This is a genomic window from Acinetobacter sp. S54, assembly GCF_016624945.1.
Taxonomy (GTDB): Bacteria; Pseudomonadota; Gammaproteobacteria; order Pseudomonadales; family Moraxellaceae; genus Acinetobacter.
In genome coordinates this window covers 357,646-374,149 of record NZ_JACVUI010000001.1, presented here as the reverse complement: position 1 = coordinate 374,149, position 16,504 = coordinate 357,646, and the positions used below count along the sequence as shown (strand labels likewise).

The window sequence follows — 16,504 nt, the reverse complement described above, 5'->3', positions numbered from 1 at the left end:
CTGACCTATATAAAAGTACGCGATCTACCACAATGAAAAAAATTAAAGATATCGCCATTATTGGAGCGGGAACAGCAGGTCTGGCCACTGCGATTTTATTGGCTCGCCAAGACTTTCACGTGACCTTATTTGAAAAAGTCGAGAGCCTACAACCCGTCGGTGCTGGACTATTATTACAACCTGCTGGCCTAGCAGTATTTGAACATTTAGGTCTGTTGGACAAAGCTTTGGAACTCGGTGCAATGGTAACCGGTTTACAAGGGCAACTTGCGAATCAGCGCTTACTGGTCAACAGCCATTATCATGAAGTAGATCCACAACATTATGGTGTTGGGATCCATCGTGCAACGCTTTGCCATTTACTTAGCTCAAAACTTGAACAATATGCAGGCTCTGTAACATGGAAAATGTCTCATGAAATTGATGAGTTACATGAACATAGCGATGGCGTAATTGTACGTGGTCAATATCAGGGACAATCTTTTGAATCCAGCTTTGATGCCGTCATCATTGCCAATGGCGCACGTAGCCATTTACGTCCTCCAGCTTGGGTAAAGGTCGATAAGGCTTATCCATGGGGAGCTGTGTGGAGCATCGTTTCAGAATGCAAAACTTTAGATCCTCAAATTTTGCATCAGTTTTACGATCGCTCACACATTATGATGGGAATCTTACCAACAGGCGCAGTTCCACAGACACCAGCTCAACGTTTGTCCAGTGTATTTTGGAGTTTACCGACCCAACAATTACAACAATTTTTAGAAAACCCTCAAAAGCATGATTTTTTACTTCATCAGATTTCATCTCGTTGGCGCCCTATTGCTGATTGGCTTGAACAGACCATGCAAACAGATGAAAATCTACACTGGTTATCTGCCCAATATCGTGATGTAGTGATGACCAAGTTTGGACAAGGTCGCATAGGTGTTATTGGAGATGCCGCACATGCCATGAGCCCCCAATTAGGACAAGGTGCAAATATGGCGTTGCTAGATGCTTGGGCTCTAGGACAAGCCATGCAACAATTTCCAGATCGACAGGTAGACTGGGCTAAGTTCTGGCAGCATTATCATGAATTACGCTATTCATCCACTCAGTTTTATCAATTATTAAGTCGACTGTTGACGCCGCTCTATCAATCTGACTCCACTTGGGCAGGCCCATTCCGAGATTTTAGTTTTTATTGGATGTACCAAATTCCTTATTTGCGTAAACAAATGGCACTGACTATTTCTGGCTTAAAAACAGCACCACTACGACACATGAACTATGCCGAGATTGCCAAAACTCGACATCAGGCTGCTATTTTGAGTCAAAATTTAAGCTAAATACGGTTAAGATTCATCAGTTGAAAACACAAAAAAGATGAGTTTTTTTCCGAAACGATGAACAGATGCCGTACACTATAGGGTGCGATGAATAACCGCAAATGAACTTATTTAATCCATAATTTTGGTGAGATGTTATGAACAATGTGCAATGGCTCGATGAAGTAAAATTTAACGAACAAGGTTTGATCCCTGCCATCGCACAACATCATCAAACTGGTCGAGTGCTGATGGTCGCATGGATGAATCGTGAATCGCTCGCCTTGACCGCAGAAAAACAACAGGCCGTATATTTCTCACGTTCACGTCAAAAGCTCTGGCACAAAGGCGAAGAATCAGGTCATTTCCAAACCGTGTATGAAATTCGTCTTGACTGTGATGGTGATGTGATCGTGTTGCAAGTAGAACAGCACGGTGGAATTGCTTGTCATACAGGCAGAGAATCTTGTTTTTATCGCAAGCTTAGCCCACAAGGTTGGGAAATAGTAGATGTACAACTAAAAGATCCAACTGCGATCTATGGTGCTTCTGCAAAAACCGAAGCGCATGAACATATGACATCACAAGAACATGTCGATGTTCTGGCTTATCTAGGACAATTGATGCAACAACGCAAACAAGCGGCTGCGGATAGTTCTTATGTAGCTAGCCTATATAAAAAGGGTTTGAATAAAATTCTGGAAAAAGTCGGCGAAGAAAGTGTTGAAACGATAATTGCGGCCAAAGATTACGCTATTCAACCGACTCAGGAACACTTAAATGATCTGATCTATGAAACTGCCGATTTGTGGTTCCATAGTATCGTCATGCTCGGTCATTTTGATCTTGATCCAAAACTAGTACTGGATGAACTGGCACGACGTCAGGGACTTTCTGGTCTGGTTGAAAAAGCCAATCGTAATCAAGGATAAATATTGCCTGTGTCTAGCTCTGAAAAACCTAAAGCGACGTATGAACAAGCCACAGCTATCGATAATGCACGGTTAGGTGAATCATTTAAAGTTATCGCGTATGCAGGCACAGGTAAAACCACGACGTTACAACTGATTAGCGATGCCATGCCACAACGGCGCGGTATGTATCTAGCGTTTAACAAAGCCATCGCCAGCGAAGCACAACAAAAGTTTCATCGTAACGTTGACTGTCGAACCTTTCATTCTCTTGCATTTCGTAGTGTACCGCGTGGCGTTACTGATAAATTACGTTTACCCCGCTTAAGTCCAAGCTTTATGGCGAAAGATTATCGACTAGAACCGATTACCTTGCGCCGTATGATGGGAGGGCGCTATGAAAAATATGTGCTGATGCCAAGTCGTCTGGCTAGCTTGGTCGCAAATGCTGTGAGTTATTTTTGCTCGACCAGTTCGCAATATCCTGCACCACGACATATACAAGCCCCAAGCTGGCTACATCCTGACGATATGGATCAACTGCAAAAGCATCTTTACCCCGCAGTTGAACGACGTTGGCTGGAATCGATTGATCAGAATCATCAGGCCGGAATTGGACATGATATTTACCTGAAATTATGGGCACTGTCTGAACCGAATATTCCCGCCGATTATGTTCTGTTTGATGAAGCACAGGATGCCGATCCACTTATGTTGGGAATTTTACTCAAACAACGTAGTACACAAGTAATTTATGTTGGTGATGCACATCAACAAATTTATGCATGGCGTGGTGCTGTCAATGCTATGCAGCAATTGCCCTTACCCGAATCACGCTTAACCACCTCATTTCGGTTTGGGGAGCAAATTGCTGATGTCGCCAACTATTTATTAAGCGGACTGGATGAAACAGTACCATTGTTGGGCAATCCAAATCTCAGCTCAAAAGTGGTCAACAAACCCCATACCAAACAGCGTGATGCAATTCTTTGTCGTACCAACGCCCGTGCCATGGAATTATTATTGGCTGGTTTAGTTCATGGCGATAAAGTTAGTTTGCAAGCCGATCACAATAAATTAAATCGTTTTGTTGATGCAGCCAGTTTATTAAAACAAGGCAAGCGTGTCACCGATGTTCCTGAACTGGCATGGTTTAATTCATGGCATGATGTGCATGAATATTGTGAAACCAATGATGGAAGTGATATTAAGCCCTTAGTCAAACTAGTGGATGATCATGGAACTGATCCGTTAAAACGCGCATTAGCGAAGATCACTCCAATAGAACAGGCGGATTATGTCATTTCAACCGCCCATAAAGCTAAAGGTCTGGAATGGGATCGGGTACATCTGGAAGATGATTATCAGTTTAAAATCAATGGGCTTGAGCATAAAATCAGTGACGAGGAACTTAGATTACTTTACGTTGCCTGTACACGTGCTAAAGTAAGCTTAAATATTCATCACATTTATGATCTTGTACAACAGCTTAAACTGCAAGCCCCGCAAAGTTTACGCAAATCCGCGGCGGTTTAAAAACATTGCGTTCCAATTCTGGTGGGCCTATGAAACTTGAATCCATTCATCTAAAACATACAAGCTTGTTTAGTCATTTGCAGGTTCAGTTTCATTACTCTAACAAACCCATCACGCTTATTTTAGGTGAACAGGCAACCGGTAAAACGACACTGCTTAAACATATCTACCAAGCGTTAAGCTGGTTTCCAGCGCGTTTGAAAGACAATCGTACTGCGGGCGTGGTTATGCTCGATCAAGATATTTTAAACTCACGAATCCAATCCCGAATTGACATTCAAATCAGGATTCCAAGTGAAATCGGTCAGCTTGCAGAAGGCAGCCAGTCACAGCAAAATGATAATTCAGTGTGTACATGGAAGCTATATAAAACCTTAAATAGCCAAGGGGTCGGTATAAGTCAGACTGAAACTCAGCAACTTGAAGAGTTAACGGCCTTATATCAAAAAGCCATTAAGCAAGATCCATTGCAAGGCTTACCATGTATTGCTTATTATCCTGCCGACCGCTTTATTAATGAAGTAAATTTACTCAGTAAAAATATTCCTGCAGTCTTTCAACCGTCTTCAGCTTACGATGTCGCTGCTATTCCATTTACCACCTTTGCTCGTTTTTTTGAATGGTTTCGTGAAATCAGTGATATTGAAAATGCCCAAAGTGCACAACTACTGCAACATATTCTCGGTAAGTTTAATGCCGAAAGTTTACAAAATCTGGAACAAGAAATTTTTCAAACCCATGCCCAACTGAACTCACCCAATTTGCAGGCATTAAAAACCAGCTTAAATGTGGTATTTCCTGATATTACTGATATTTATCTACAATATCAGCCCAAACTACAACTCATGGTCACTTATCAGGGGCAAAGTCTGGCTTATCAGCAATTATCAAATTCAATCAAAACGTGGATTGCCTTGGTGGGAGATATTGTACGTCGTTTATGTTTGCTCAACCCTCTAAGTCTCTATCCTTGTCTTGAAGGTGACGGAATTGTATTAATTGATCATATCGATGCCCAACTTGACCATATCTTGTGTCGTGAAATTTTGGAACGTTTACATCAGGCTTTTCCGCGTCTTCAACTGATCGTGACAGGAAATCGTGAAGAATTGCTTGAACATGGGGTCGATTATCAATGCTTAAGTTTATCCAATAAACAGATTTCCACTTTAGAGCTTGAAAGCTCTCATCATATTTATGAAACTGTTTATCAAAATCTATTTAACCCATCCACAGCACCAGACTTAAATGATTTGAGTCCATCCGCTCTTGTGGAAACTGATTTTGATCAAGTGCTTCAACTACTCGAGCATTTAAGCAATACACAAAAAGAGCAAATCCTGCAACATTTACAGTCCAATACCAAACCGTTGGATGAGTCAAGACTGTCTGAAAAATAAGTCATTCCACAATTTAGACATCAAATCATTTTTCATGTTATGATTGGAAATAACTATCACATTTAACCTAGCTTTGTCGCTTTTCTTTAGAGCTTAAGTGATTGATATTTTGTTTTTTTAGTGTAAAAAAAGTAAGTAGATTGCTCTTTCCTGCTGTATACTTTTTTTGCACTTATTTTTTGTTTCTTACCAGTTGCGCAACACAACTTGTTTTTTCTTTTGACCCACATTTATGGTTTCAGGCTGTCAAATACTTTGGAATTCTCTTTGATTTCCTGTACATCCTGAAAATAAGATTCACGCTTAGGTTTCGACCTAAATCACGACATGGATACGAGTGTGCTACCGATTATTATCTTGCTACCGTTAATATTAGGCACCCCCCTTGTCGCATTGCTACAGCGTTTTTCGCGGGAAGCAACGGCTTTAGGGGCTATAGCAGTCAGCTTAACCAGTTTTGGGTTATTGCTGACTGAGGCAAAACAGATTTTTGCTGGTGCAGCTATTCAACAAAGCTGGGACTGGCTACCACAGCTTGGACTTAATCTCAGCTTTCGTCTGGATGCGCTTGGACTTGTGTTTAGCCTCCTAATTACAGGCATTGGCACACTCATTTATATTTATGCTTATTATTACTTAAGTCCTCGCAACTCACTAGCCAAGCTTTACATGCTGCTCATGGTTTTCATGACTGCCATGCTCGGAATTTCTCTCTCAAATAATTTAATCTTATTACTTGTATTTTGGGAACTGACCAGTATTTCATCTTTTCTATTGGTTGGTTACTGGAGTCATTACGAAGCTGCACAACGTGGTTCACGTATGGCGCTGACGATTACAGGCATGGGTGGCTTAGCCATGCTGGGTGGTTTTATTCTCATTGGACAAATGACGGGTACCTATCAGATTGATCAGCTAGTCAACATGAAAGATACTATTCAGTCCCATGCTTTATTTGTTCCTGCTCTACTACTTATATTATTAGGTGCATTTACCAAAAGTGCCCAATTCCCTTTTCATTTTTGGTTGCCAAATGCTATGGCAGCGCCGACGCCTGTATCTGCTTATTTACATTCAGCAACTATGGTCAAAGCTGGGATTTTTTTACTGGCACGTCTAGCCCCTATTTTCGTTGGAGCAGCGCTTTATCACAATATCGTCACTTTCGTCGGTTTATTTACTTTATGTATGGCGGCTTTTTTTGCCATTTTTAAAGAAGATTTAAAAGGCTTGTTGGCTTACTCCACGATTAGTCATCTGGGGTTAATTGTTTGTTTATTGGGAATTGGTTCACCGTTGGCTGTTGCCGCAGCAATTTTTCACATTATTAATCATGCCACCTTTAAAGCCGCCTTGTTTATGATTGCAGGAATTGTCGATCATGAAACGGGTACTCGCGATCTACGCAAGCTGAGCGGCATCTGGCAACTGCTGCCTTTTACTGCCACCCTGACCATGATTACGGCTGCATCTATGGCAGGTGTGCCATTAACGAATGGTTTTATTTCCAAAGAAATGTTTTTTACTGAGCTAGTGAGCAGTTTAAATGGCGGAGTTTTAATCTTCTCTGTAATTGTGGCAACACTCGCTGGAATTTTTGCAGTCAGTTATTCGATTCGTATGGTGCATGGCGTATTTTTTGATGGTGTTGTGGGTGACAAAGTCCCAAACAAAAATGCACATGAACCCACTTTGGGCATGCGCTTACCTGCGACCCTGTTGGCGATACTCTGTATTTTAGTAGGAATTATTCCTGCTTTACTGGTCGAAAATATTGTTAATAGTGCAACACGTGCCAGTTTGGCCATGCCTGAGTTTGTGGGCGTACATCTTGCGATCTGGCATGGTGTCAATTTGCCACTGATCATGAGTATTATTGCATTAATAGGTGGTGCACTCTTTTACTTTGCATTAGCAAAAAATGGACGTATTCGCCGTATTGATCTTGATCCTTATCTGGGAAATCTTCAGGGCAAAATTTTATTTGATAAATTTTTAAAATATTTACTGCTGGGTAGTCGGAGCATTAAACGTCGTACAGAAACAGGTTCATTACAACTTTATCTTTTTCTCATCGTCATCTTTAGTGCAGCAATTGTAGTAGTGCCTTTATTTAATCAGGGCTTGAATACTGGATCTCGCGAACTAACCCATGCACCCATGATTGCCATCGTATTATGGCTAATTTTGTTTTGTGCTTGCTGGATGATGCTCTGGTTTCACCATGAACGGATTAAGGCAGTATTGATTAGTGGCGCGATTGGCTTAGTCGTCACCATGATTTTTATTGGATTCTCTGCCCCTGATCTAGCGCTGACTCAAATTACAGTCGATGTTGTGACCACTGTTTTACTCTTGATGAGTTTGTCGTTACTACCCCAATTAACCCCTTATGAATCCAAACGCTCAAGACGTTGGCGTGATGCCATGATTGCTATCATTGGCGGTTTGGGTATTGGCTGGATTGCATGGTTAATATTGACCCGCGATCATAACTCATTGTCTTGGTTCTTTATGCAGCAATCTTTGCCTTTGGGCGGGGGTTCAAATGTCGTCAATGTGATTCTGGTTGATTTTCGTGGTTTTGATACCTTTGGCGAAATCACAGTATTGGGCATTGCTGCAATTGGTGCGTTGTGTCTAATGGATGGAATGCGGATTCATGGCACGAGTGTGACCCAAGGTTTAACCTTTCGTTTCAATCCATCACCGCTGATGTTACGTACCACGGCATCATGGGTCTTACCCATTGCTTTAGTAGTAAGTCTATATATTTTCCTGAGAGGACATAATTATCCGGGTGGTGGCTTTATTGCAGGTCTCGTGACTTCAATGGCTTTGATCATTCAGTACATTGCGCAAGGTCAAGACCGTGCGGAGCAAATGTTAAAAGCAAAATCTGGTCGATTATATGAACTCTGGATCGGTATCGGCTTATTGATTGCTGGTATTTCAGGAATGGCTGCTTGGTATTGGTCACGGCCTTTCTTAACCAGTGCGCATATTTATGTTGACCTTCCCGTCATTGGAAAATCACATCTTGCCTCTGCTGCCCTGTTTGATGTGGGAGTCTATGTGACTGTTGTCGGTGCGACCATGCTGTTAATTTCGGTACTGGGTGATTCGCGTCATTCGACTATGTCTGGTCCTGTTCCACGTGAAGGAGATTCGTCATGATTAGCCTGGAATTTTTACTTGCTTCAGCGATTGGCTTACTGGTCGCTTCAGGTATTTATTTGATTCTACGTGCCAGAACTTTTCCTGTCGTGCTTGGACTAGCAATGATTGGCTATGCAGTAAATCTATTTTTATTTGCCATGGGACGTATTCAAATAAATGCTCCTGCTATTTTAGCAGAAACAGTTAAAGCCACAGACCCTTTACCACAAGCCTTAGTTTTAACAGCCATCGTAATTGGTTTTGCTACGACTGCGTTTATCGTACAACTTGCCATTCGTAGCCGTTACGAATCAGGTACAGATCATGTCGACTCTAAAGAAGACCCCGCCTTAAACTATGACCCGCGTGAGGATGAGCCTTGATGTTCGATTTTATCAATTTCTGGCACATGCACGCACCTATTTTCAGCATTCTCATTCCTGCATTTACTGCCTTTATTTTAGTTATTTTAGGAAATCCGGGTTCTGGTGCTTTAGAAACTGACCGTCGCCAACCGTGGCGTAGAGCACTTAGCCTCATTTCCGTTTTGCTCGGACTTGCTACAGCTGTCAGTTATTTCACTATTGCACATACCGGTCAGATTACAGTTTATCAACTCGGTGAATGGTCCGCACCTTTTGGCATTGTATTAGTCTTGGATCAACTTTCCGCTTTTATGCTGTTATTGACTTATGTACTTGCAGTGCCTGTACTCTGGTTTGCGAGTAAAGAATGGGATACTCGAGGGCGTTATTTCCATGCCATGTTTCACTTTCTACTCATGGGAATTAGCGGGGCTTTTTTAACAGGCGATTTATTTAACCTATTCGTATTTTTTGAAGTCATGCTGATGGCATCGTACGTGTTGCTGTTGCATACCCAAGGCAAAGCACGTTTTCAGCTAGGCATTCATTATGTCACCATCAATCTGTTAGCTTCCGCGATCTTTTTGATCGGCCTAGGGATGATTTATGGCAGCGTTGGCAGTTTGAATATGGCTGATGTATCGCGTCTTGTTCCTACTCTTGAACCCGATCAACACAAATTAGCCATTGCAGGTGGATTGTTGCTATTTGTGGTTTTTGGAATTAAAGCGGCTATCTTGCCTGTTGGTCTATGGTTACCAAAGACCTATGCTGTTGCCACTACTCCTGTTGCTGCAATTTTCACCATTATGACTAAAGTGGGTATTTATGCGATTTTAAGGGTCAATGGAACAGTATTTGATGATGTATTTGCACAGAATATTTTGAAATATTGGTTATTGCCAATTGGTTTAGTGACTTCGTTATATGGAGTCATTGGTGCAATTGGTGCGGATCGTTTACGCCGTTTTGTCGGCTTCATGATGCTATCTTCCATCGGTACAATTTTAATTGCGATTTCCCTATTCAATACTCAAGCATGGGCAGCAGCTTTATATTATTTAGTACATAGTACTCTGATCGCCGCTGCATTTTACTTACTCTGTGGCTGGATTACTTCACAACGTGGCAGTTTCAAGGATCATCTCAAAGTAGCCCCAAGAATGAAGCAAGGCAAAATTGTAGCTTTGATTTATTTCCTCATTGCTATGATGATGGCAGGTCTACCTCCATTTAGTGGCTTTTTGGGCAAGGTTTTTATTTTACAGGCAACACACAATCAACCTTATCAGGCATTAATTATTGCAATTGTGCTGATCGTTAGTTTGTTAAGTATTATTGCTTTAACACGGGTGGGTTTTGTTTTGTTCTGGCGCTCAACTGCACCTGAAGAAAATATGGAGGAACCTGCTTTTGCTGCATATCAAGATTTACCTGATGCTGCCCCTGCACGAAATGATTTGACGATTTATACTCTTTTAACGGGTTTAATCATGTATGTTGTTTGTGCGCCTGCAATTTATTCATATGCTTTAAGTACAGTCACCCAGATTCAGGATCATGCACTTTATACAAATTCCATTTTAAGCAAGGATCGTTTCGGTGAAGTAATCAGCGTACAACCTTACAATCCAAGCTATATTCCTGAAACCAAATATGGCGGTGAAACTGTCGATCCATATGCTCATTTTATTCCAGATGTCATTTCTGATGATACGCTTGAAGGTGAACATATTTCAGAATATAAAAAACGTCAAATTGAGCAGGAACAACTCGATCAGGACATCGTGCCAAATGAAAGCCAACTCAAACCGATGGAGCCTTAAAATGGAAAAAAAGAGTCCTTTTCTGGAACGCTGGTTCCCTCATCCATTTGTTTCGGTCATCGTTGGTTTGAGCTGGGTGATGCTAGCACATAGTGTTTCAGCTGATAACATTCTAATCGCCATTATTCTGGCTATTTTGATTCCACGTCTAGTGCAACCCTTTATTACCCGCACTCCCCATATTCATTGGAAACACGCAGTTCATCTGTTCTTTGTGGTGCTCTGGGACATTGTTATTTCAAATATCCGTGTCGCAAAATTGGTACTAGGGCCTACAGATCGGTTGCATCCCAAATGGTATCGTGTGCCTTTGGAAACTCAGCATGAACAGGTCAACAGTATTTTGGCGATGATTATTACAACTACACCCGGCACGGTATCTGCGGGCATAGATCAGGAACGTGGTGATATTCTGGTGCATTCACTTAGTACAGATAATGAAGAACTGGATATTCAAGAAATTAAATCGCGTTATGAAGCGCCACTAATGGCTATTTTTGATGTCAAAGCAGGTGAAGGAGGACAGGCATGATTATATTACCCTATGCGTTGGGCATTTGTATGATCGCAATTACTATTTCCATGTTTCTGTGCCTGATTCGCCTAGTGATTGGCCCTTCAATAGTGGATCGACTACTCGCTTTAGACACGTTATTTCTCAATGCCACCTGCTTAGTCGTGGTTTTAGGCATTTACTGGACCAGTACCAATCTATTTGAAGGAGCACTTTTAATTGCTATGTTGGGTTTCGTATCTACAGCAGCGCTGGCACGTTATTTTACTACGGGTCATGTGATCGATTAGGAGAGGCATCATGCAACTATTTATGGAAATTCTGGTGTCATTCTTTCTGTTAGTCGGTGCTTTTTTTATGCTGGTCGGTGGAATTGGCATGATTCGCCTACCCGACTTGTTCATGCGCCTCCATGCACCCACCAAATCCAGTACACTCGGTTTAGGTAGTTTTTTGTTAGCATCCATTGTCTACTCAGCTTTTCATGGTCGTTTTGGTTTCTCAGAACTTTTAATCACATTACTGGCTTTTATTACGGCACCTGTTTCAGCAAATTTAATGGCACAAGCAGCCTTGCATCTGCGCTTACGCTCTTTAAGTGGCGAGGTTCCTGAAACCCTGAATCGTCCATTACCGTGGGATCGTTATTCTTTTTTAAATCGTCGAAGGAATTCCACTTCTGACTCTCATTCAAAAACTCCCAAAGAGTGAAATATAAAAGAAAAGAAGCTTAAATTGTTTTCAGCAATCCAAGCTTCTTTTCTATAAAATGCAGATGTAATATCCATTCATCATAGATGAAACAAACAACTTTTATAACAGGATATTTCTCATATTATTTTTTATATTTGGCAACTCAAAACTGCACTTAATATTCCAAGGCTGGCAGTCTTTCAATCTAACCTCAAATTTATCCTAATCTTCAAAATCAAACGCGCTGCAATTTTTTAGACAGAATAAACATACAGATTGCTGCACTGACAATACATGGAATTGCTGCCAAAAAGATCATGGAGGTGCCACTGCCTAGAAATAGTAATTGCCCCACTATCATTGGACCAACAATAGCACCTAACCGTCCTATTGAAGATGCAGCACCTACCCCCTGTCCACGCGATTCAGTCGGATAAACAAAACTTCCAAAAGCATACATCACCCCGATACCACCAATCATAAAAATTCCTGTAAATGCGGCCGCCATATACATCATTTTTAGTTGAATCGAAATACTGAGTAGGAATAAACCGGTCAAAATACCCGCATACATCATTAATATAACAAAAGATTTATTCCAGCGATCGATTAAATAAGAGAGCAAAATTGTCCCTATAGTGGCTCCAATGAGAAAAAAAAGCTGGGCTTTGCTTCCTTCTTGTTTGCTAAAACCTAATTCAACAAAAAGTGAAGGGAGCCAACTCAACATAATATATTGCACCATGGTTGTAAAAAAATTACCGACCCAAAACAATATGGTTTTATATCTCATATTCTTTCTAAACAGTGCATTTAACATAGTGGTATGTTCTAGTTTTTCTGTTTTTACGCCCATAAAGTCTTTAGATTCAGGTAAAAATTTAACCAAAACTGGAATCAGCAATAAAGGAACAATACCCCCAATATAAAAAATCGTTTTCCAGTTTTCACTAAAGTCATAAGCGACCCAGAGTGCGACCAATGCAGCGCCTATCGGCATTCCGCAGTACATTAGCCCGACAGCTTTCCCTCTATTTTTTGGAATTACTGACTCAGATGCTAAAGTAATTAAATTAGGTAAAGCTGCCCCGAAACCCAAGCCTGCTAAAAAGCGCACTAACAATAAGCTGTAATAACTTTGAACCAATACCATACAAATAGTAAATAGCGAAAAAAGCAATACTGATAAAATCAGTACCTTTTTACGACCAATTTTATCTGCATAATAGCCACCTAGTACGGCACCTGGTAATAGCCCCAAAATACCTGCACTAAATACTAAGCCTAGTTGAGACTTGTCCAGTCCAAATACTTCTTTAAGAGAGGTTGCTACCACACCAACTGCCTGAATATCCATCCCCTCAATGACTGCAATAAAAAAACACAAAAGAATTGTGATATTGAGTTTTTTCTTTGTTTCGATCTCTGATATTGCCATATTCATGATATTTCTTCCCTGATTAAAAATTCCATGTGTAATCAATTCCCAAACGTAACTCTTTATCTGGTTTAAATGCTGCTGCTGATGAAAAATCGTTGTCATAAAAGGCATAACGTGCTCTGATGGCTAAACCTTTTAATCGCCCTTCGGGTACGTTATATTGAATGTCGAAAGCAGTTTCTTTTTCTTTTAAATTAGTTCCTCCTAATGTTGGCAAATAAATATGATCTCCCTGGCTATACCGCACCATGCCTTTGAGACCTGGAATATAATTCTTAAAATCATAATCATAGCGAATGCTATAGACATCTTCTCTTGGGTTTAGAAAATCCGTACTTAAACCATCCAGAAAAAACAAAACCTCTCCACCTGCAATGTAGGGAAATGCGGTATCCCCATAACTTTTTAAGAAACCCACAGAAAAAGTATGAACATCGTGTTTAAAACTAAAATTGGCAGCAATCAATTCGTTATCAACTTCTCCAGCGAGTTTTTTTCCATCTGCACGATTAATATAAAATTTAAGATCAGGAATTAAAGATAAGCTCTCATTCAAAGCGATAACACTGTTAGAAAGGAATACATGTTGTTGATAAATATCATCTAGTTTTATGGAATAAAATCCGGCGGAATTATGTTTATCAAATAGATATTGAAAACCGCCATAATAAACGCTGTCGGTTTCGGCGGCTTTAAACTTGCCATTGACCGTTGAAATACGAATATTTTCAAAGTTAGTGGAATCACGCTGATTTACTTTATCAACGTATCCTAGTGTCAAATTTGTTTTTTCCAAATCTTTGGATTTAAATTCCACCCCTCTAAATGTCTGTGGCAGAAGTCGGGCTCTCGAGGAAAAAATTACGGGAGTAAAAGGCATTAATGTTCCTGCTTTCATCTCCGTTTGTTGATATTTTGCTTTAATTGTCCAACCAATTTCCCCATAACTATCTGCAGCTTCACGTGTAGTCTTATCAATAGGCAACAGACCTGCTCCAGTCTGCTCCCGATCCGCATGTAATTTAAACCCTGCTGCTGCCTGAATATCTAGTCCTAGCGCTACAGGTGTATCGGTATAACCAGACTCAAAACTATAAATAAACCCCTGGGCCCATTCCTTGAGCGCAGGCGTATTTGAGATTTCCGTATAATTGCGATCGTAATAATAATTACGTGTCCATAAACTATTTTTTGAATCATTAAAAAAATGATCAGCATTAGCATAACTACAGGCTAATATTGAGCAAATTACGACCTTTCGTCTCACTGTATTCTTCCCCTTTTCTATCCAGATATGTGCAGATCAAAAATCGTTTTATTTTTTGGTTAAACTGTTAATCCGATCTTTAGTCTTGTAAAAACAGGTCCTATATCTTCTTTTGATAAAATGACTGTTTTTATTTTGATCATTGATGGCTAAACCAGAAATGTAATCCGATTATTTGGCTGTCTTTTTCAAAATTTTTTTGTTCTGGAAAATTAATGAGCCATGCGAAAGCTCATCAATAATCGTCTATTGCTTATCCCGTACCCTAAATTCAAACAGATACACGACATGCTTCTACATAATTTTAAATAATCATTAAAAGTTTTATATATAAAACATAAATTTTCATTCAAAACACAATTTGATCTTATAACGCTTTTTTTTTAAACTTGTCAACGATTAAAAAACACTCTTATTGCAATGCTCTCAAATTAAACAATTAAAGTATTTTTACTCAATTTGAATGCACCATTTTTTATCATAAAATTTATTGCTTTAATTATCATGTATTTAAAATAACTAAAATTATTAAACGTAATTACATTAAGCAAATGATGAAATTTTTAAAACAGACCCAAAATCAATAATGCACTATAAAAGTTCATCATTTTTTGAGGAATAAAAAAATTATTTTTCATCTAAAAATTTTTAGACTATTTTAAAAAAATATGTTATCTATATTTAATATACAAATATATGTTTCACTAGCAAAACAAACGATTTATTAAAATTTTTAAAAGGATGTGGAGCAACAACATGCTGACTCAGGAAAAAAATGATCGGTTAACAAGGGTAGGACCAGATAGTGAAATGGGACAATATTTGCGAAGATATTGGCACCCTATCGCAGGAGAATCAGAATTTGAAACTCAAGCAATTAAACCCATACGCATACTGGGTGAAGACTTAGTTCTTTATAAAGATTTAAGTGGAAATTATGGCCTTATTGAACGCCATTGTCCTCACCGTAGTGCTGATATGTCTTATGGTTATGTTGAACAAACAGGTATCCGTTGTAGTTATCATGGATGGCAGTTCAATCCCGCAGGCGAATGCATTCATCAACCTTATGAGCAGGTGTGTGATCCGAGCGCTCGCATGTGTAAAATGACCAAAATTGTTGCTTATAAGGTGCAAGCTAAGGCGGGCTTATTATGGGCATATATGGGCCAAGATCCAGCACCAGAACTTCCCGATTGGGATTTATTCAATTATAAAAATGGTTTTGCACAGGCTATTTTTGCCGAATTACCATGCAATTGGTTTCAATGTCAGGAAAATTCCATCGATCCGATTCATTTTGAATGGACGCATAATAACTGGACAATACGACAATCAAATTTAGATGAGCCGTATGTTCCCACTCATCTTAAAACCAAATTTGAAGAATTTGAGTATGGTTTCACTTATAAACGTCTAAGGGAGGGTGAAAGTGAAGATAATCCAATGTGGACCGAAGGTCGGGTGACCCTATGGCCAAATGGTTTTTATCTGGGTCATCATTTTGAATGGCGTGTGCCGATTGATGACTATAATACTTTAAGTGTGCTCTGGGTATTTAGTAGAGTTCCCACCGAACAAGAGCCTTATATTCAAGAAAAAATTCCCTCTTGGTATGGGCCACTATATGACGAAAATGGTAAATGGATTACCACACATGTCGCTAATCAAGATTTTGCGGTATGGGTGGGTCAAGGTCGAATCACCAATCGTGAACGTGAGTTTTTAGGTCAAAGCGATCGTGGGATAATTATGCTACGTAAACGCTTTTTTAAGGAGCTAGATGAGCTTAAAAATAATCCTGATTTCGTGCCTAAGGCTTTGATCTTTGATATAGAAAAGAATAAAAATGTGTATTTACCTTCTGCTTGTAGTAAAGAGCTGAAAGAAGGTCTACCTCGTGAAAAACTGGCTACTCACCCCCTACTTGGCCCTTATCTAAATGATTTTATTGGACAAGCAGGACAGCCAAACGAAGTAAGGGAAGCATATGAAAGAGCTGTAGGGCAAAAAATGTCTGGAGCTAAATTCTTTAGCGTGCATGGCGGCAACAGAAAATCTGCATAAAACATAAAATAAAAATGC

General features: G+C 39.9%; 13 protein-coding genes. 11 read left to right on the top strand and 2 right to left on the bottom strand.

Annotated features, from left to right (window positions below):
• Positions 1-32 precede the first annotated feature (32 nt).
• From IAE20_RS01665 to IAE20_RS01620, 10 genes are all read left to right on the top strand, one after another.
• Positions 33-1,328, top strand: coding sequence for an FAD-dependent oxidoreductase (locus IAE20_RS01665; RefSeq protein WP_200481601.1), 1,296 nt, complete (start codon positions 33-35; stop codon positions 1,326-1,328).
• A gap of 137 nt (positions 1,329-1,465) precedes the next feature.
• The gene (gene hisIE, locus IAE20_RS01660; protein WP_200459186.1) at positions 1,466-2,239 is read left to right on the top strand and encodes a bifunctional phosphoribosyl-AMP cyclohydrolase/phosphoribosyl-ATP diphosphatase HisIE; all 774 of its coding nucleotides are present in this window, start codon (positions 1,466-1,468) and stop codon (positions 2,237-2,239) included.
• 9 nt (positions 2,240-2,248) lie between these two features.
• The gene (locus IAE20_RS01655) at positions 2,249-3,754 is read left to right on the top strand and encodes a UvrD-helicase domain-containing protein (RefSeq protein WP_200481602.1); all 1,506 of its coding nucleotides are present in this window, start codon (positions 2,249-2,251) and stop codon (positions 3,752-3,754) included.
• 29 nt (positions 3,755-3,783) lie between these two features.
• Positions 3,784-5,154 (top strand): AAA family ATPase, encoded by a 1,371-nt coding sequence (locus IAE20_RS01650; protein ID WP_200481603.1) that lies wholly within the window; start codon positions 3,784-3,786, stop codon positions 5,152-5,154.
• A gap of 327 nt (positions 5,155-5,481) precedes the next feature.
• Positions 5,482-8,331: a monovalent cation/H+ antiporter subunit A gene (locus IAE20_RS01645; RefSeq protein ID WP_200481604.1), complete on the top strand. Its 2,850-nt coding sequence runs from the start codon at positions 5,482-5,484 to the stop codon at positions 8,329-8,331.
• The gene (locus tag IAE20_RS01640) at positions 8,328-8,696 is read left to right on the top strand and encodes a Na+/H+ antiporter subunit C (protein WP_200459182.1); all 369 of its coding nucleotides are present in this window, start codon (positions 8,328-8,330) and stop codon (positions 8,694-8,696) included. The genes IAE20_RS01645 and IAE20_RS01640 overlap by 4 nt, the downstream gene beginning before the upstream one ends.
• Positions 8,696-10,504 (top strand): monovalent cation/H+ antiporter subunit D, encoded by a 1,809-nt coding sequence (locus IAE20_RS01635; protein ID WP_200459181.1) that lies wholly within the window; start codon positions 8,696-8,698, stop codon positions 10,502-10,504. Before IAE20_RS01640 ends, IAE20_RS01635 begins: the two co-directional genes overlap by 1 nt.
• Before the next feature lies 1 nt (position 10,505).
• Positions 10,506-11,036 carry a Na+/H+ antiporter subunit E gene (locus tag IAE20_RS01630; protein ID WP_200481605.1) on the top strand — a complete coding sequence of 177 codons (531 nt, stop codon included), beginning with the start codon at positions 10,506-10,508 and terminating at the stop codon, positions 11,034-11,036.
• Complete coding sequence (locus tag IAE20_RS01625) at positions 11,033-11,308, top strand: monovalent cation/H+ antiporter subunit F (protein ID WP_200459179.1); 276 nt, start codon at positions 11,033-11,035, stop codon at positions 11,306-11,308. The genes IAE20_RS01630 and IAE20_RS01625 overlap by 4 nt, the downstream gene beginning before the upstream one ends.
• Positions 11,309-11,318: 10 nt before the next feature.
• Positions 11,319-11,729 (top strand): Na+/H+ antiporter subunit G, encoded by a 411-nt coding sequence (locus IAE20_RS01620; protein ID WP_200459178.1) that lies wholly within the window; start codon positions 11,319-11,321, stop codon positions 11,727-11,729.
• Positions 11,730-11,946: 217 nt separating this feature from the next.
• Here the strand turns inward: IAE20_RS01620 and mhpT are convergent, their stop codons facing one another.
• Complete coding sequence (gene mhpT, locus IAE20_RS01615) at positions 11,947-13,155, bottom strand: 3-(3-hydroxy-phenyl)propionate transporter MhpT (protein ID WP_200481606.1); 1,209 nt, start codon at positions 13,153-13,155, stop codon at positions 11,947-11,949.
• Positions 13,156-13,171: 16 nt separating this feature from the next.
• On the bottom strand, positions 13,172-14,419 hold the full coding sequence (locus IAE20_RS01610; protein ID WP_200481607.1) for an OprD family outer membrane porin: 1,248 nt from the start codon (positions 14,417-14,419) through the stop codon (positions 13,172-13,174).
• Between the two features lie 756 nt (positions 14,420-15,175).
• On the opposite strand from IAE20_RS01610, the gene IAE20_RS01605 reads away from it, so the two are divergent.
• Positions 15,176-16,486 (top strand): aromatic ring-hydroxylating dioxygenase subunit alpha, encoded by a 1,311-nt coding sequence (locus IAE20_RS01605; RefSeq protein WP_200481608.1) that lies wholly within the window; start codon positions 15,176-15,178, stop codon positions 16,484-16,486.
• Positions 16,487-16,504: the final 18 nt, after the last annotated feature.

Excerpts from the sequence above, each read along its gene's own strand:
- IAE20_RS01620 (WP_200459178.1), top strand. The coding sequence starts at position 11,319 with ATGCAACTATTTATGGAAATTCTGGTGTCATTCTTTCTGTTAGTCGGT.
- IAE20_RS01605 (WP_200481608.1), top strand. The coding sequence starts at position 15,176 with ATGCTGACTCAGGAAAAAAATGATCGGTTAACAAGGGTAGGACCAGAT.
- IAE20_RS01625 (WP_200459179.1), top strand. The coding sequence starts at position 11,033 with ATGATTATATTACCCTATGCGTTGGGCATTTGTATGATCGCAATTACT.
- IAE20_RS01645 (WP_200481604.1), top strand. The coding sequence starts at position 5,482 with ATGGATACGAGTGTGCTACCGATTATTATCTTGCTACCGTTAATATTA.
- IAE20_RS01640 (WP_200459182.1), top strand. The coding sequence starts at position 8,328 with ATGATTAGCCTGGAATTTTTACTTGCTTCAGCGATTGGCTTACTGGTC.
- IAE20_RS01650 (WP_200481603.1), top strand. The coding sequence starts at position 3,784 with ATGAAACTTGAATCCATTCATCTAAAACATACAAGCTTGTTTAGTCAT.
- hisIE (WP_200459186.1), top strand. The coding sequence starts at position 1,466 with ATGAACAATGTGCAATGGCTCGATGAAGTAAAATTTAACGAACAAGGT.
- mhpT (WP_200481606.1), bottom strand. The coding sequence starts at position 13,155 with ATGAATATGGCAATATCAGAGATCGAAACAAAGAAAAAACTCAATATC.
- IAE20_RS01630 (WP_200481605.1), top strand. The coding sequence starts at position 10,506 with ATGGAAAAAAAGAGTCCTTTTCTGGAACGCTGGTTCCCTCATCCATTT.
- IAE20_RS01635 (WP_200459181.1), top strand. The coding sequence starts at position 8,696 with ATGTTCGATTTTATCAATTTCTGGCACATGCACGCACCTATTTTCAGC.
- IAE20_RS01665 (WP_200481601.1), top strand. The coding sequence starts at position 33 with ATGAAAAAAATTAAAGATATCGCCATTATTGGAGCGGGAACAGCAGGT.